At 72.0% G+C, this 15,898-nt stretch carries 13 protein-coding genes; 9 read left to right on the plus strand and 4 right to left on the minus strand.

Translation table 11 applies throughout. The features are described from left to right. Positions 1 to 36: 36 nt before the first annotated feature. Both D7193_RS19975 and D7193_RS19980 read left to right on the plus strand, forming a co-directional pair. A complete protein-coding gene (locus D7193_RS19975) occupies positions 37 to 357 on the plus strand; it encodes a hypothetical protein (RefSeq protein ID WP_120781015.1) in 321 nt (106 codons plus the stop codon). Positions 358 to 512: 155 nt separating this feature from the next. Next, positions 513 to 1,238 (plus strand): methyltransferase domain-containing protein, encoded by a 726-nt coding sequence (locus D7193_RS19980; protein ID WP_120781016.1) that lies wholly within the window; start codon positions 513 to 515, stop codon positions 1,236 to 1,238. A 99-nt stretch (positions 1,239 to 1,337) separates the two neighbouring features. Here D7193_RS19980 and D7193_RS19985 read toward each other — a convergent pair whose 3' ends face one another. After that, a complete protein-coding gene (locus D7193_RS19985) occupies positions 1,338 to 2,345 on the minus strand; it encodes a LacI family DNA-binding transcriptional regulator (protein WP_120781017.1) in 1,008 nt (335 codons plus the stop codon). 145 nt (positions 2,346 to 2,490) lie between these two features. Here D7193_RS19985 and arfA point away from each other — a divergent pair, with 145 nt between their 5' ends. The 5 genes from arfA to D7193_RS20010 are packed head-to-tail and all read left to right on the plus strand — an operon-like array spanning position 2,491 to position 8,221. Continuing rightward, the gene (arfA, locus tag D7193_RS19990; protein ID WP_120781018.1) at positions 2,491 to 4,002 is read left to right on the plus strand and encodes an arabinosylfuranosidase ArfA; all 1,512 of its coding nucleotides are present in this window, start codon (positions 2,491 to 2,493) and stop codon (positions 4,000 to 4,002) included. 40 nt (positions 4,003 to 4,042) lie between these two features. Next, complete coding sequence (locus tag D7193_RS19995; protein ID WP_120781019.1) at positions 4,043 to 5,371, plus strand: ABC transporter substrate-binding protein; 1,329 nt, start codon at positions 4,043 to 4,045, stop codon at positions 5,369 to 5,371. A gap of 6 nt (positions 5,372 to 5,377) precedes the next feature. Then, positions 5,378 to 6,343, plus strand: a complete 966-nt coding sequence (locus D7193_RS20000) for a carbohydrate ABC transporter permease (RefSeq protein ID WP_120781020.1) — start codon at positions 5,378 to 5,380, stop codon at positions 6,341 to 6,343. Positions 6,344 to 6,353: 10 nt separating this feature from the next. Continuing rightward, positions 6,354 to 7,202 carry a carbohydrate ABC transporter permease gene (locus tag D7193_RS20005; protein ID WP_120781021.1) on the plus strand — a complete coding sequence of 283 codons (849 nt, stop codon included), beginning with the start codon at positions 6,354 to 6,356 and terminating at the stop codon, positions 7,200 to 7,202. Further along, positions 7,199 to 8,221 (plus strand): glycoside hydrolase family 43 protein, encoded by a 1,023-nt coding sequence (locus tag D7193_RS20010; protein WP_120781022.1) that lies wholly within the window; start codon positions 7,199 to 7,201, stop codon positions 8,219 to 8,221. Before D7193_RS20005 ends, D7193_RS20010 begins: the two co-directional genes overlap by 4 nt. 64 nt (positions 8,222 to 8,285) lie before the next feature. Here the strand turns inward: D7193_RS20010 and D7193_RS20015 are convergent, their stop codons facing one another. Beyond that, positions 8,286 to 9,797, minus strand: a complete 1,512-nt coding sequence (locus tag D7193_RS20015; RefSeq protein ID WP_241563209.1) for an amino acid permease — start codon at positions 9,795 to 9,797, stop codon at positions 8,286 to 8,288. Between the two features lie 313 nt (positions 9,798 to 10,110). Here D7193_RS20015 and D7193_RS20020 point away from each other — a divergent pair, with 313 nt between their 5' ends. Together D7193_RS20020 and D7193_RS20025 are read left to right on the plus strand one after the other, a co-directional pair. Further along, entirely contained in the window at positions 10,111 to 11,772 is a 1,662-nt protein-coding gene (locus D7193_RS20020; protein WP_120781023.1) for a glycoside hydrolase family 10-like protein, read from the plus strand. A 181-nt stretch (positions 11,773 to 11,953) separates the two neighbouring features. Continuing rightward, positions 11,954 to 12,496 (plus strand): phospholipase, encoded by a 543-nt coding sequence (locus D7193_RS20025; protein ID WP_120781024.1) that lies wholly within the window; start codon positions 11,954 to 11,956, stop codon positions 12,494 to 12,496. Between the two features lie 100 nt (positions 12,497 to 12,596). Here the strand turns inward: D7193_RS20025 and D7193_RS20030 are convergent, their stop codons facing one another. Both D7193_RS20030 and D7193_RS20035 read right to left on the minus strand, forming a co-directional pair. Continuing rightward, on the minus strand, positions 12,597 to 15,434 hold the full coding sequence (locus D7193_RS20030) for an ATP-binding protein (protein WP_241563211.1): 2,838 nt from the start codon (positions 15,432 to 15,434) through the stop codon (positions 12,597 to 12,599). Between the two features lie 176 nt (positions 15,435 to 15,610). Then, a complete protein-coding gene (locus D7193_RS20035) occupies positions 15,611 to 15,832 on the minus strand; it encodes an FmdB family zinc ribbon protein (protein WP_120781025.1) in 222 nt (73 codons plus the stop codon). Positions 15,833 to 15,898 lie beyond the last annotated feature (66 nt).

Consider the following 15,898-nt stretch of genomic DNA (forward strand, 5'->3'; position numbering starts at 1 on the left):
CGTGCCGACGGCGCGGCGCGGGGTGAGAATGAGCCCATGCTCAAGTGGGAGTACGCGCTGCTGGTCCGGCGGCGGCAGGCGGCGACGAACGACCTCGGCTGGGAGGTCGTGTTCGTCTGGTACGGCCCGGACGGCTCGATGGTCGACATCACCCCGTACGGGGACACGGCGCTGGCCCACCTGAACCGGGCGGGCGACCAGGGCTGGGAACTCGTCGCGATGAGCGAGGACCCGTCGCTGCCCGGCAACAACGAGCTGCACCGCTACCACCTGAAGCGGCCGAAGCCGGCCGCTGCTCCCCCGCCGCGACAGCGGATGCGGGTCGGTGGCCGGCCGCGCCGCACGGTCGGCGGCTGACGCTCGCGGGACGGCCGCCCGCCCACGGCTGCCGGCCGCACGACTTCGGGGCGGGCAGCACGCCTTCGGGGCAGGTCGCACGCCTTCCGGGCGGGCCGAGCGCGAGTGGGGCATATCCGGCGACAGCGTGGGTAACGGGCAGCCGGAGGTGATCCATGGTCGCGTTGGCACAGACCCCGCCGTCCGCCGACCGGTTGCGGGCGATCGACGACTTCCTCGCCGAGGCGTGGGCCGACCAGCAGGCGCACGACGACCGGCTGCGCGGCCTCGCCGTCGAGGTGCGCTTCGACCGGGGGGTCGCGCACGTGACCGGCGAGGTCGCCGACCAGGCCGAGCTGCGGCTGGTCCGCGAGCGGATCGGCCGGCTGGCGGGGGTGTTCGGCGTCTGGTGCGGCGTACGCGTCGCGGGGCGGGACCCGGTGGTCGTGGACCTGGGCTGCGGGGCGACCAAGCAGTGGCCCGGCAACCTGGGGCTGGACATCTTCCCGGCGGCGGGCGTCGACGCGGTGGCCGACCTGTCCGGGTCGCTACCGCTGGCCGACGACTCGGTCGACGTGTTCTTCGCCGTGCACATCCTCGAGCACCTGATCGACTTCCTGCCGTTGCTCGACGAGTGCCACCGGGTGCTGCGGCCGGGCGGCGTGCTGCACGTGATGAGCCCCTGGTGGGGGCACGTGAACGCGGTGGCCGACCCGACCCACGTACGGCTGCTCGACGTCCAGACGATCAAGGGCGTCTGCCTCATGCGCCCACCGGGCACGCCGCGCTGGTTCCCGCTGCACGCCGGCTGCGACGGGGCGTCCATCTTCGCCGACCTCACGCCCGTACCCGCCGACGCCGAAGCCCCCACGAAGTCCCACGTGGCGCGCTTCTTCGACTGACCCCCGCCACTCACCCCGTTGATCATGAAGTTATTGCCCTGAACGTCGGCGTGTCGGGGCAATAACTTCATGATCAACGGGCCCAAGGAGGGGGCTGGGTCAGCGGCCCTTTGTGCTTTCGCGGGGCTCGAGGCGGTACGGGGCGGACAGTTCGCGGGCCGGGGCGGTGCGGTCGCCGTCGATGCGGTTGGCGAGCAGTTCGACGGCCAGCCGGGCGATGCGCTCCTTGTCGGGGGCGATCGTGGTGAGCGTCGGCACCGAGAAGCGCCCGTCCTCGATGCCGTCGAAGCCGGCCACCGCCACGTCATCGGGCACCCGCAGGCCCGCCTCGTGCAGGGCGCGCAGCGCCCCGAGCGCGAGGGTGTCGTTGAAGCAGAAGACGGCGTCGGGGCGTACGCCGGAGGTGAGCAGGGCCCGCATGGCAGCCGCGCCGTCCGCGCGGTGCCAGGCCGGCGCGGGCGCCACGAGCGTCTCGTCGTACCCGAGGCCGGCCTCCTCCAGCGCGCTGCGGTAGCCGTCGAGCCGGAGCCGCGCGCTGGCGCCCTCGGGGGTGCGCTGCGAGCCGATGGCGGCGATCCGGCGCCGGCCCAGCCCCACGAGATGGGTGGTGATCTCCCGCGCGGCGGCCACGTTGTCGATCACGACGTGGTCGGCGGGGCCGTGGTCGACGCGCTCGCCGAGCAGCACCATCGGCGTGCCGTCGAGGTTGGTCAGGTCGTCCGCGGTGAGCGCCAGCGGGCTGAAGATCAGGCCGTCGATGAGGTGGTCGGTGATGCCGGACGCGACCACCCGTTCCTGCTCGCGAACGCCGCCGGTCTGGTCGATGAGCACCGTCCAGCCGAGGGCCGCGGCGGCGGTGACCACGTGCCGGGCCAGCTCGGCGAAGTACGGGATGTCCAGTTCGGGCACGGCGAGCGCGATCACGCCGGTGCGCCCCTTGCGCAGGTTGCGGGCGGAGAGGTTGGGCCGGTAGTTGAGTTCGGCGATGGCCTCCTCGACCCGCGCCCGCGTGTCCGGCCGGACGTGCACGTAGCCGTTCACCACGTTGGAGACGGTCTTCACCGACACCCCGGCCCGTTCGGCGACGTCCTTGAGCCTGTGCCGCACTCCCAACCTCCCCCGACGTAACCAGGGGCACTGTACCTCGTCACCAGCTCTTTACAACGTTGACTACAACGTTGTAGAAACCAGGGACACCGGGTGGACGGTGACTGCGGTCACCCGGCCACAGAAATGACGAAAGGTGACATTCGTGCGGACCGCGCAGCTCACGATCGACCCCGCCTTCGCGATCGGACCCGCCGACCGACGCCTCTTCGGCTCGTTCGTCGAACACATGGGGCGGTGCGTCTACGGCGGGATCTACGAGCCCGGCCACCCGAGCGCCGACGCCCGCGGACTGCGGCGCGACGTCCTGGAGCTGACCCGGGAGCTGGGCGTGTCCGTCGTCCGCTACCCCGGCGGCAACTTCGTGTCCGGCTACCGCTGGGAGGACGGCGTCGGCCCGGTCGGCGACCGTCCGCGCCGGCTCGACCTGGCCTGGAAGACGATCGAGACCAACGCGTTCGGCCTGCACGAGTTCATGACCTGGGCCGACGAGGCCGGGGTCGAGCCGATGATGGCCGTCAACCTCGGCACGCGGGGCGTCCAGGAGGCGCTCGACCTGCTGGAGTACGCCAACCACCCGGGTGGCACGCAGCTGTCCGACCTGCGGCGCAAGAACGGCGCCGAGGACCCGTTCGGGGTACGGCTCTGGTGCCTCGGCAACGAGATGGACGGCCCGTGGCAGGTCGGGCACAAGACCGCTGACGAGTACGGCCGGCTCGCCGCCGAGGCCGCCCGCGCCATGAAGATGATCGACCCCTCGATCAGCCTGGTCGCCTGCGGCAGCTCCAACCGGCGGATGCCGACCTTCGCCTCCTGGGAGGCGACCGTGCTGGAACACACCTACGAGCACGTCGACTACATCTCCGCCCACACCTACTACGACCCGTCCGACGGTGACCGGGCCAGCATCCTGGCCTCGGCCGTGGACATGGACAACTTCATCAGCGAGGTGGTCGCCACCGCCGACCACGTGGCCGCCAAGCAGCGGCAGAAGCGCAAGCTGAAGATCTCGTTCGACGAGTGGAACGTCTGGTACGAGTCCCGCCTCCAGGCCGACCTGGACCGGCGCGGCTGGGTCGAGGCGCCGGCGCTCATCGAGGACGACTTCACGGCGGTCGACGCGGTGGTCGTCGGCGACCTGCTGATCACCCTGCTCCGGCACGCCGACCGGGTCGGCGTGGCCTGCCAGGCGCAGCTCGCGAACGTGATCGCCCCGATCCGGACGCGCAACGGCGGCCCGGCCTGGCGGCAGAGCATCTTCCACCCGTTCGCCCTGACGGCCCGGTACGCCCGCGGCACGGTCCTGCGCACCGAGCCGGTCTCGCCCCGCTACGAGACGAAGCGGTACGGGGACGTCCCGGTGCTCGACACCGTGGCCGTCCACGACGAGGAGACCGGCGACCTGACCGTCTTCGCGGTCAACCGCGGCGAGACCGAGCTGGCGCTCGACCTGGACCTGCGTGCGATGTCCGGACTGTCCGCTTCCTCGCACGTGAGCCTCGCCGCCGGCGACGACCCGGCGGCGACGAACACCGAGGCCGAACCCGACAGGGTGACGCCCCGGGAACTGCGCACCCCCACCATCGACGCCGGCCGGTGCTCCGTACGCCTGCCGGCCGCCTCCTGGAACGTGCTGCGCTTCGGAAACCGGCCCTGACCAGGCACACTTCAACCCGTCCCCCAAGGAGAGATACGGCATGATCCCCAACGAAATGAGCCGGCGGCGGCTCCTCGGCCTCGGCATCGGGCTCGGTGCCGCGGCCACGCTGACCCTCGCCGGCTGTGGCGGTGGCGACGACTCGTCCGGCCCGGCGGCCGGAAACGGTGGCAAGGACTACACCGGCCCGAAGGTGGACCTGAAGCTGTGGAACGGGTTCACCGGCGGTGACGGCGAGATCTTCAAGACGCTCGTGAGCCAGTTCAACTCCGAGCACCAGAACATCGCCGTGTCCGTCGCCACGTACCAGTGGGAGGACTACTACAACAAGCTCCCGGGCGCGGCCTCCAGCGGCAACGGGCCGGACATCGCGGTCATGCACATGGACCAGCTCGCCACGTTCGCCGCCCGCGGCGTGATCACCGAGCTGGACGACGTGGCCACGACCCTGGAGCTCACCGAGGCCGACTTCGCCCCCACCGTGTGGAAGGGCGGCATCTACAACAACAAGCGGTACGGCATCCCGCTGGACATGCACCCGCTGGGCTTCTACTACAACAAGTCCGTCATGGAGAAGGCCGGTCTCGACCCGAACAAGCCCCCGACGACCCGGGACGACTTCACGGCGGCCCTCACCGAGCTGAAGAAGTCGGGCGTCCAGGGCTTCTGGATCAGCCCGTTCCAGTTCACCGGCGGCATGTCCTTCTACTCGCTGGTCTACCAGTTCGGCGGCAGCCTCTTCGACGCCGAGGTCAACAAGGCCACGTTCAACTCCGACCAGGCGGTCGAGGCGTGCACCTGGATGGTCGACATGATCAAGCAGGGGCACTCGCCGTCGAACGTCGGCCAGGACGCCGAGTACCTGGCGCTGAAGAGCGGCAAGAACGCCTTCACCTTCAACGGCATCTGGCAGATCAACGACCTGAAGAAGAGCCCGGACGTCCAGTGGGGCGTGGCGCCGCTGCCGCAGATCGGGAGCACGCCGGCCGCCTGGGCGAACTCGCACAACTTCACCATCGTGAAGCAGCGCGCCAACAACGCCAACAAGGTCTCCGCGTCGAAGGTGTTCATCAACTGGCTCAGCCAGCACTCCCTCGACTGGGCCAAGGGCGGCCAGGTCCCGGCCCGCAAGAGCGTCCGGGACAGCGCCGACTTCAAGGCGCTGACCGAGGTGGGCGCGCTCGCCCCCGAGCTGGAGTACGCGGCCTTCCCGCCCGCGACCCCCGGCCTGGGCGAGGTCCTCACCACGTTCTACAACTCGTTCAACGAGGCCGCGCTGGGCAAGAAGTCGCCCAAGCAGGCGCTCGACGACGGGGTGTCCAAGGCCAACAAGCAGCTCGAGGACAACCGCAAGAAGTACGGGAGCTGATTCTCCGTGGCGGACGTGATCGAGGTCGGGGCGGCGCGCGGTGACGCGCCGCCCCCGGCGGCCAGCGCTGCCCGCCGGCGCTCCTCGGCGGGCCGGGGCGGGCGGCTGACGCCCTACCTGTTCCTCGCGCCGTACCTGGTTCTGTTCACGGTGTTCGGGGCGCTGCCGATCCTGCTCGGGGTCTGGCTCAGCCTGCACCAGTGGGACTTCCAGCTGCCCAACCGGCCGTTCGTGGGGCTCGACAACTACAAGGAGTTGTTCTCCAGCGACTCGGCGGTCTACGGCGACTGGTGGCAGAGCGTACGGGCCACCGCGATCTTCACCGTCCTCTCGGTGCCGCTGCTCGTGGTGGTGCCGCTGGGGCTCGCGGTGCTGCTGAACCGCTCGTTCCCGGGCCGGACGTTCTTCCGGGCGGTGTACTTCGCGCCGTACGTGCTGGGCGTCGCCGTGATCGGCCTGCTCTGGCGGTTCCTGCTGGACGCGAACCTCGGCCTGGTCAACCGGCTGCTCGGCGTGGTCGGCCTGCCGGCGGACACCCCGTGGGTGACGGACGTGCCGTGGGCGTGGATCTCGCTGGTCGGGGTGACCGTCTGGTGGACCTCCGGCTTCAACGCGGTGATCTACCTGGCCGGCCTCCAGGACATCCCGCAGGAGCTGTACGAGGCGGCGAAGGTCGACGGCGCGAGCGCCTGGGAACGGTTCCGCCACGTCACGCTCCCCGGGTTGCGCCCGGTGCTGCTGTTCGTCATGACCACGACGATCCTCGCCTCGGCGAACGTGTTCGGGCAGTCGTTCCTGATCACCCAGGGCGCGCCCGGCACGGAGACCCGCAGCGTGGTCTGGTTCATCGTCGAGGAGGGGCTGCGGGACAACGACGCGGGCCGCGCCGCCGCCATGAGCATCGTGTTCGCGCTGATGCTGGCCGTGGTGAGCCTCGCCAACTTCCGCCTCTTCCGCTACCGGGAAGACTGAGGGGACTGCCATGACGACGCCCACGCGCGGCCGGGCGACCGCCCTGAGCCGCACCGGCCTCTACGCCATCCTGGTGATCCTCGCCCTGGTCTTCCTGACCCCGCTGGTGTGGATGGTCATCACCTCGCTGAAGACCTACGACGGCGCGCAGAGGATCCCGCCGACCTGGTTGCCCGACCCGTTCTCCGGATACGGGTACCAGCAGATCCTCAACAACTCGGCGAACCCGGTGCTGCGCTGGTTCCTCAACAGCATGCTCGCCGCGACGCTGCACTCGCTGCTGGTGCTGGTGACCGCCTCGATGGCCGCGTACGCCCTGGCCCGGATGCGGTTCCGTGGCCGCGGGGTGAGCTTCGCGCTGATCGTCGGGACGCTCTTCATCCCGCCGACCTCGCTCATCATCCCGAACTTCCTGATCGTCGACACGCTGCACTGGATCGACACCCTCACCGTGGTGGTGGTGCCCGGCGCCGCCAGCGCCTTCGGGGTGTTCTTCCTGCGGCAGTTCTTCCTCTCCCTGCCCCGGGAACTGGAGGAGGCCGCGGTGCTCGACGGGGCGAACCAGTGGCAGATCTTCTACCGGGTGGTGCTGCCGCTGTCGAAGCCCGCACTGGCCACCCTCGCGGTGCTGTCGTTCCTGACCAACTGGAACGACTTCCTGTGGCCGATCTTCGTGCTGTTCAGCCCGGAGAAGTTGACCCTGCCGCCCGGCCTCGGCCTGCTCCAGGGCTCGTACGTCACCGACTACCCGGTGATCATGGCGGGTGCCGTGCTGGCCAGCGTGCCCGTGCTGATCCTCTTCGTGGTCGCCCAGCGGCACATCATCCAGGGTGTCTCCCGCAGCGGCCTGAAGGGATGACGGCCGGGCGACTCCGGCGACGCGGCGCGGCGGCGGTCCTCGCCGCCGCACTGCTCGCCGCTGGCTGCGGCGACACCGACCACACCGGTTCCCCGAGTACGGAGAGCGACGCGAGCATGTTCACCAACCCGGTCATCCGGACCGACGCGCCCGACCCGCAGGCGATCCAGGTCGGCGGCACCTGGTACCTGTTCCACACCAACGCCGCCGGCCACAACGTCCCGGTGCACACCTCACCCGACCTCGTCGACTGGACGCCCGCCGGTGACGCGCTCCCGGAGCTGCCCGACTGGGCGGACCCGGGGAAGACCTGGGCGCCGGAGGCCATCCCGCTCGCACCCGACCGGTTCGTCCTCTACTACACGGTCGCGGGCCGGGAGTCGGGGCGGCAGTGTGTCGGGCGGGCGGTGGCGAGCGCGCCGCAGGGGCCGTACCGGGACGAGTCGGCCGGCCCGCTGATCTGCCAGGCGGACCTCGGCGGCGCGATCGACGCCAGCCCGTTCCGGGACGCCGACGGCAGCCTCTGGCTGCTGTGGAAGAACGACGGCAACGCCATCGGGGTGGACACCTGGATCTGGTCGCAGCGCCTCTCGGAGGACGGGTTGAGCCTGGTCGGCGAGCCGACGAAGCTGCTCAAGCAGACCGAGCCGTGGGAGGGCACCCTCGTCGAGGGGCCGTTCTTCCACCGCCACGACGGGAAGCTGTACCTCTTCTTCGCCGCGAACGCGTACGACCGGGCCGCGTACGCCGAGGGGTACGCGGTCTGCGAGTCGCCGAGTGGGCCGTGCGTGAAGGCGCCGGAGAACCCGATCCTGCGGACGAACGAGGCGGCCTCCGGCCCGGGGCACGCCTCGATGGTGGTCAAGGACGGGCGTACCTGGCTGCTCTACCACGCCTGGCCGCCGGGCCAGGAGGGCAGCACCGACCCGGGTCGGCAGACCTGGCTCGACGAGGTCGTCTGGACCGACGGGAAGCCGGTCGTGAAGGGCCCGACGGGCACCGCACAGCCCCGCCCTTGAGCAGCGACGACCGGAGGGGCCGCCCCGCGTGGGGCGGCCCCTCCGGTCGTCCGGGGTGGGCGCGTCAGCTGCCGGCCACGGGCTCGCGGGGCTGCGGGGCGGCATCCGCCTCGCGTCGGGCCAGGCGGTTCTTCCGGTAGCCGTACCCGAAGTAGATCACCGCACCGATCAGCATCCAGGCCAGGAACCGCAGCCAGGTCTCGACCGACAGGTTGAGCATGAGGTAGAAGCAGGCCAGTGCGGAGACGACCGGCAGCACGGGCGAGAACGGCACGGTGAACGGCCGCTCCAGGTCGGGGCGGGTCCGGCGCAGGATCGGCACGGCGAGGGACACGAGCACGAACGCGCACAGGGCACCGATGCTGACCAGGTCGGCCAGCGCGGAGAGCGGCAGCAGGCCGGCCAGCAGGGCCACCCCGATGGTCATGATCGCCGAGATCCGGTACGGGGTGCCCCAGCGCGGGTGCACCTTGGCGATCGACGGGGGGATCAGCCCGTCGCGCCCGATGGCGAAGCCGATCCGGCCCATGGCCACCAGGTCCACCAGGATGACGCTGGTCAGGCCGGCGATCGCGGCGATCGAGACGAGCGTCGCGGCCCAGCCGGCGCCGACGGACTCGAAGGCCGAGGCGATGGGGGCGCCCCGGTCGATGTCGGTGTACTTCACCATGCCCACCACCACCAGCGAGACGCCGATGTAGAGCACGGTCGAGACGAGCAGCGTGCCGAGCAGCCCGAGCGGCAGGTCCCGGCGCGGCTTGCGGGTCTCCTCGCCGAGGTTGGCCACGGCCTCGAAGCCGGTGTACGCGAAGAAGACCACGGCGGCCGCGCTGAGCACCCCGACGAACCCGAAGACGGACGGTTCCAGACCGAAGATCGCCTGGGTGACGGGTTGCTTGAGGCCGCCGTCCCCGCCGGAGGCCGGTTCGGCCGGCGGGATGAACGGGGTGAGGTTGGCGGCCTTCACGAAGAAGAGCCCGGCGACCACCACGAACACGCAGATCGCCACCTTGACGAGCACCAGCAGGTTGGTGACCCGGGCGGACTCGCGGATGCCGACGATGCCGATGGCGCCGAGGACCAGCACGATCGCGATCGCGCCGATGTTGACGACGCTGCCCTCCTCGCCGAACCAGGCGGTGGGCAGGTTGAACAGTTCGGCCAGGTATCCGGACCAGCCCCGGGCGACCACCGCCGCGCCGAGTGCGAACTCCAGCAGCAGGTCCCAGCCGATGATCCAGGCGACGATCTCGCCCATCGTGGCGTACGCGTAGGTGTAGGCGCTGCCGGCAGCCGGCACGCTCGACGCCAGTTCGGCGTAGCAGAGCGCGGCGAGCAGCGCGACCACGCCGCCGATGGCGAAGGAGATGACCACACCCGGCCCGGCGCTGTCCCGGGCCTCGATGCCGGTCAGCGTGAAGATGCCGGTGCCGATCACGATGCCGATCCCGAAGCCGGTGAGGTCGAGCGCGCCGAGCCGCCTCTTCAGGCCGGGCCCGGCGCCGGTCTCCTCCTCCCCGCTCTGCGCCAGCACGTCCCGGATCGGTTTCGTACGCAGCACGGACACCGCGCTCACCCCTCCCACCGTGCGACCACCACCGTGGCGGCCGGTGACCGGCGTTGCTACCCAGTACGCATCACCGCCAACCACCACGCTTCGCGCGAATACGGGCACCGTGGAAAGCCCGGAACGGACTCGTCGGACGGAACCGCGGCGGCGCGTCCGGGGCGCGCCGTATCGGACAGACGGGCAGATCCCACGCAGGCCTCTTGCGCGGGACACGACCGGTGTGAAAATTTCCTACCAGCGGCACATAGCTGACGGCGAATTGTGCCGGAGGACGCCGCGACGCCAGGAACACGGGAGCCCCAACGAAGGGACACACCGCATGAAGGCAACTCGGCTCGGCGCGGCCGGGCTGGCCGCGGCGCTGCTCGGCGCGCTCGTCGCCGCCACCCCCGCGACCGCCGCGCCCGACGCGACGAGCGCCACCGCCACCACCACCTGCACCACGGATCCGGCCACGCCCAAGCGACAGTTCCGGGCCCTGTGGATCGCGTCCGTCACCAACATCGACTGGCCCAGCAAGGACTCCTGGACCGCCCCGGACCAGGTCGCCAAGCAGAAGGCCGAGTACCTGGGCTGGCTCGACCTGGCCCAGAAGCTCAACCACAACGCCGTCGTGGTCCAGGTCCGCCCGACCGCCGACGCGTTCTGGCCCTCGCAGGTCGAGCCCTGGTCCGAGTACCTGACCGGGGTCCGCGGCCAGAACCCGGGCTGGGACCCCCTCGCCTTCCTCGTCGAGGAGTCGCACAAGCGCAACCTGGAGTTCCACGCCTGGATGAACCCGTACCGGGTCTCCATGCCGGCCCCCGGCGGCGCGGGCGCCGACATCTCGAAGCTCGCCCCGAACCACCCGGTGCGCCAGCACCCGGACTGGGTGTTCGCCTACCCGCCGGCCGGGGTCGCCGGCAGCCGGCTCTACTACAACCCCGGCATCCCCGAGGTCCGCGAGTTCGTGCAGACCGCGATGATGGACGCGGTCAAGCGGTACGACATCGACGCCGTGCACTTCGACGACTACTTCTACCCGTACCCGAGCGGCACCTACCAGGTGCCCGACGACGCCACGTTCGCGGCGTACAACCGGGGCTTCACCGACCGGGCCGACTGGCGGCGGGACAACATCAACCTGCTGATCCAGGAGATGAACGCCAAGATCAAGGCGGCGAAGCCCTGGGTGAAGTTCGGCGTCAGCCCGTTCGGCATCTGGCGGAACGCCTCCGCGGACCCGCGGGGCTCGGACACCACCGGCAGCCAGTCGTACGACATCATCTCCGCCGACACCCGTAAGTGGGTCAAGGAGGAGTGGATCGACTACATCGTCCCGCAGCTCTACTGGTACATCGGCCAGTACCCGGCCGCCGACTACGCGCGGCTGGTGCCGTGGTGGGCGGAGACCGTCCGGGGCACGAAGGTGCAGCTCTACATCGGGCAGGCCGACTACAAGAGCGGCGACCCGGCGTACGGGACGTTCTGGATGAACCCCCGGGAGCTGTCGGACCACCTGACCCTCAACCGGTCCTACCCCGAGGTCCAGGGCAACGTGCACTTCTCGGCCGTGCAGGTGCGGGCCAACCGGCTCGGCGCCACCGACATCTACGCCGCCGAGCACTACTCCCGGCCGGCGCTGATCCCGACCATGTCCCACCTGCCGTCGAAGCCGCTGCTCATGCCGGTCGTCACCCGGTCGGCACGGGACGACGACGGGGTGCGGCTCAGCTGGCGCCAGCCCGCCGACGGCGTAGGGCCGTTCGGGACGGCCACCTCGTACGCGATCTACCGCTTCGACGGGGTGACGCTGGCGGGGGCCTGCGACCTGGCCGACGCCGCGCACCTGGTGGACACCGTCCGGGCCACCGACGGCGCCGTCCAGTCCTGGGTGGACACGACGGCCGAGCCGGGCCACCGGTACACCTACTACGTGACCGCGCTCGACCGGCTGGCCAACGAGAGCCCGGCGAGCCCGCCGGCCTTCGTCCTGCGCTGACCGGCGCCGACGCCGGATGCCCCGGGTGCCCCGCGCACCCGGGGCATTCGTCTGTTTCGACGCATGTCACCAATAGTCCGTGGCGACGCAAGATCTGCGTCCGTCGATTGATCGAGACTGATCGGCACCCGGTGACCCACCGGTAACTTCCCGCTACCCGCACACCCCCGCGGAGGTACCAGTGCCCAGACGTCTCGCCACCCTCCTCGCCTCGGGCGCGCTCGCGCTGCTCGTGGCACTCGGCCTCGCCACGCCCGCCGCTGCCGCCGTCAGCCGCGAGCAGAAGCTCTCCGTCCTGTCCGCCTGGACGCAGACCAGCGCCAGCAGCTACAACGCCTGGAACTCCGCGCGCCTCAACAAGGCCGCCTGGTCGGAGTACGCCTTCGACTGGTCCACCGACTACTGCTCGTCGAGCCCGGACAACCCCCTCGGGTTCGCCTTCGAGCTCTCCTGCTACCGGCACGACTTCGGCTACCGCAACCACAAGGCGATGGGGATCTTCGCGGCGAACAAGTCGCGCCTGGACAGCGCCTTCTACGAGGACCTGAAGCGGGTCTGCGCCACGTACAACTCGATTGTCCGGCCGGCCTGCCTCAGCCTGGCCTGGACCTACTACCAGGCGGTCAGCATCTTCGGCTCGGTGGCCGCCGTGAACCCGGCCGACATCGAGCGCGCCGCGAAGATGAAGGCCGACGCCGAGCGCCGCGCTGGCCTGCGCGTCTAGGCACCGACCTCGGTGCGGGTCCGCGTCGCCGGAAACGTCGGCGCGGGCCCGTCCCGGTCGCCGTCGTCAGGAAACGACCCGGGCGGTCGCCGCCGGTTCGTCAGGCCCGTTCGGTCCGGCCGGCGGGGCGGCGCTCCGGCGCGGCCTGGCGGGGCGCCGGGCGCGCCGCAGCGGCGGTGAACCGCGTGGAGTCGGCCGCCAGGTCGGGGTGTTCGACGGCCAGCGCGACCTCGGCCGCCTCCTCCAGGCTCAGCTCGGCGCCCTCGCCGTACGCGTCGTCGAACGCCACGTCGCCCAACCGCCCGCGCAGCGCGGCCTGCTGCTCCGCCCAGTACCCGTCGTAGATCCCGGGCGTGCAGCGCAGGTTGGCGCCGGTGGCCTGGGCCGCGCCGAACAGCCGCGCGGCGAGGACCTCGTCGCCCCCGGCGGCGCACCGCACCGCGATGGCGTTCAGGGTGTCGCAGGCGCGGCCGTGGAACCCGTGGCTCATCCGCGACCGCAGCGCCACCAGCAGGTGTTCGTGCGCCGCGACGACGTCGCCGCGGGCCAGCGCGACCATGCCGAGCAGCATGTCGACCGAACGCCGGCCGCGCTCGACCGGGCGGGCGGCCTCGACCGGGCGGGCCGCCCCGAGCAGTTCCGCGGCCTCGTCGAGCGCGCCGCGCCGCCAGAGCAGCTCGGCCAGGCTGTAGACGGCGAGCAGCGCGTCACCGAGCACGTCCTCGCTGTGTGCCCAGTCGATGACCTCCCGGCAGACCCGCTCGGCCTCCGTGAACTGTCCCATGTCGACGAGCGGCGCGGCCCGGCCGGCCAGCACCCGCGCCAGCAGGCCGGCGTCGCCCGCCTGCCGGGCCGCCGCCTCCGCCCGCTGCGAGTAGCGCAGCTCCTCGGCGAACTCGCCGTCCGCGCCGGCGTGCAGCGAATGCATGTGGTACGCCGCCGCCAGCTCGGCCTCCGGGATCCGCTCACCGGTCTCGGCGATACGCCCGTAGAGCCGGAACAGCCAGAGCCGCCCCTCGCGGGCCAGGCCGCGCTCCCGCCACCACTGGTCCAGGCCGCCGGCCAGCCGCAGGCCGGCCCCCGCACTGCCGCCCGTGGTGCACCAGCGCAACGCCGCCCGCAACTCACCGGCGAGCGGGTCGAGGGCGTACAGGGAGACGGTGACGGGCCGGCCGTCCGCGCCCAGGTGCGCCCGGTCCAGGGCGTGCGCCGACCAGGCCACGTGCCGGTCCCGGGCCGCCTGCTCCTCGCCGGCCTCGGCGAGCCGCCGCGCCGCGTACGCCCGGATGGGGTCGAGCATCCGGTAGGTGCTGCCGGACGCGTGCGGCTCGGCCAGCACCATCGACTTGTCCACGAGCACCGACAGCGGGTCGAGCGGGTCGTCGCCGAGCAGCCACTCCACCGTCGCCAGGTCGACGGGGCCCGCGAACACCGACAGCCAACGCAGCAGCCGGGCGGCCCGCGGCCCGAGGGTCCGGTAGGACCAGGTGACGGTCGCCTGCATGGTGAGGTGCCGCTCGGTGGCGGACCGCTGCACCGCCCGCGTGGCCGCGGTCGGCGGGGAGGCTCCCGCCGCGGCGGCGACCAGGTCGACGGTGTCCTGCTGGTTGCCCATCCAGCCCCGGTCCACGGGCGGCGGCTCCGGGTCGTCCCGCCCGGCGTCGAGGGTGCCGAGCACGTCGTCGAGGCGTTCCGCGAGCTGACCGACCGAGAGCACCCGCAGCCGGGCCGCCGCCAGCTCGATGGCGAGCGGAAGGCCGTCCAGCCGCTGCACCACCCGGCGCAGGTCGGCGGACTCGGCCGGGTCCGGCTGCCGGCCGCCCCGCGCCGCCGCCGTCCGGTCGAGCAGCAGGGCCACCGCGTCGCTCTCGCCGCCGTTCACGACGGGATCGACCGAGAGCGGCGGGATCCGCCACACCACCTCGCCGGGCAGCCCGAACGACTCCCGGGTGGTGGCCAGCACCCGCACCCCGCGACCGCCGGCGAGCAGGCGGGAGATCACCTCGGCGGACGCGGCGGGCTGGGCGTCGCAGGTGTCCAGGAGGACGAGCATCCGGCGGGCGGCCGCGTACTCCACGAGGGTGTCCACCATCGGGCGGCCCGGCTCGGGACGCAGGCCGAGCACGGCCGCGATCTCGAACGCCACCAGCCCGGGGTCGGTCACCGCGGCGATGTCGACGAACCAGACCCCGTCCGGGTACGCCTCGACCACCCCGGACGCCAGCTCCACCGCGAGCCGGGTCTTCCCCGCGCCACCCGCCCCGAGCACGGTGACCAGCCGGTGCTCCTCCACGAGCCGGCGCAGCTCGGCCCGCTCCGCCTCCCGGCCCACGAACGAGGTGACCTGGGTGGGCAGGTTGTGCGCCACCGCGTCGGCCGTACGCGGGCGCGGGAACTGCCGCTCCAGGCCCGGCGCGACCAGCTGGAAGAGCCGCTCCCGGTCGTCGAACCCGCGCAGCCGGTGCAGCCCGAGGTCGAGCAGGGACGCCCCGTCCGGCAGCGGGTCGGCCCGCCGGGCCGTGGACGCCGAGCAGAGCACCTGACCGCCGTGCGCGGCGGCGGCCACCCGGGCGGCCCGGTGCACCTCGGGGCTCGCGTACTCGCCGTCGCGGGGTTCGGCGTACCCGGTGTGCAGGCCCATGCGCACCCGCGGCGCCGCCTCGGCCGTGGGCCACTCGTGGTCGGCCAGTGCCCGCTGGGCGGTGAGGCAGGCGGTCAGCGCCGCCGTCGCGTCGGCGAACGCGAGGAAGAACGAGTCGCCCTCGGTCAGCAGCTCCGCGCCGCCGGTACCGGCGAGCGTCCGGCGCAGCAGCCGGCGGTGCTCACGCAGCACCGGGCGGTAGCCGGGACCGAGCAGCTGGGCCAGCCGGGTCGAGCCCTCGATGTCGGTGAAGACGAAGGTCACCCATCCGGTCGGGAGCTGGATCCGTGCCGCCATGCGTCGAACCTCCGCCCGTGACGTCGGACTCATGCTGCCCGAAGCGGAGCGGTCACACATCGTGAGAACGGCCGGCCGGGCTCGGACTCAAGGTGCCACTCGGCATCGCACGGGGCAAGGTCCGCCCGCCGCTCGGTGGGTCGACGGAGGCCCGCCGGAGGGGGCGACGGGCCGGCTCAGCAGCCGCAGGCGCCGCCGCAGCAGCCGCCGCCGGCGGGCGCCGTGCCGCCACCGCCCGGGCCGCCGCCGGTGCGGCCGGTGACCGCGACCGTGGAGAGCAGTTTCACCGTGTCCAGGTGGCCCTGCGGGCAGGCGGCCGGGTCGCCCGCCTGGACCATCGGGCGGTTGACCTCGAACGTGTCGCCGCAGGCGCGGCAGCGGAACTCGTACCGGGGCATGGCATCAGGGTACGTCCGGGCCTGACGTGCCGGGAGTGATGGGTGATACTCGACGGGTGGTGGACG

The organism is Micromonospora costi (assembly GCF_003626655.1).
GTDB classification, from domain to species: domain Bacteria; phylum Actinomycetota; class Actinomycetes; order Mycobacteriales; family Micromonosporaceae; genus Micromonospora; species Micromonospora costi.

What these genes read in the sequence shown, in the direction of transcription:
- D7193_RS19975 (WP_120781015.1), top strand. Translation starts at nt 37, where the DNA reads ATGCTCAAGTGGGAGTACGCGCTGCTGGTCCGGCGGCGGCAGGCGGCG.
- D7193_RS20020 (WP_120781023.1), top strand. Translation starts at nt 10,111, where the DNA reads ATGAAGGCAACTCGGCTCGGCGCGGCCGGGCTGGCCGCGGCGCTGCTC.
- D7193_RS19980 (WP_120781016.1), top strand. Translation starts at nt 513, where the DNA reads ATGGTCGCGTTGGCACAGACCCCGCCGTCCGCCGACCGGTTGCGGGCG.
- D7193_RS20005 (WP_120781021.1), top strand. Translation starts at nt 6,354, where the DNA reads ATGACGACGCCCACGCGCGGCCGGGCGACCGCCCTGAGCCGCACCGGC.
- D7193_RS20030 (WP_241563211.1), bottom strand. Translation starts at nt 15,434, where the DNA reads ATGGCGGCACGGATCCAGCTCCCGACCGGATGGGTGACCTTCGTCTTC.
- D7193_RS20010 (WP_120781022.1), top strand. Translation starts at nt 7,199, where the DNA reads ATGACGGCCGGGCGACTCCGGCGACGCGGCGCGGCGGCGGTCCTCGCC.
- D7193_RS19995 (WP_120781019.1), top strand. Translation starts at nt 4,043, where the DNA reads ATGATCCCCAACGAAATGAGCCGGCGGCGGCTCCTCGGCCTCGGCATC.
- D7193_RS20035 (WP_120781025.1), bottom strand. Translation starts at nt 15,832, where the DNA reads ATGCCCCGGTACGAGTTCCGCTGCCGCGCCTGCGGCGACACGTTCGAG.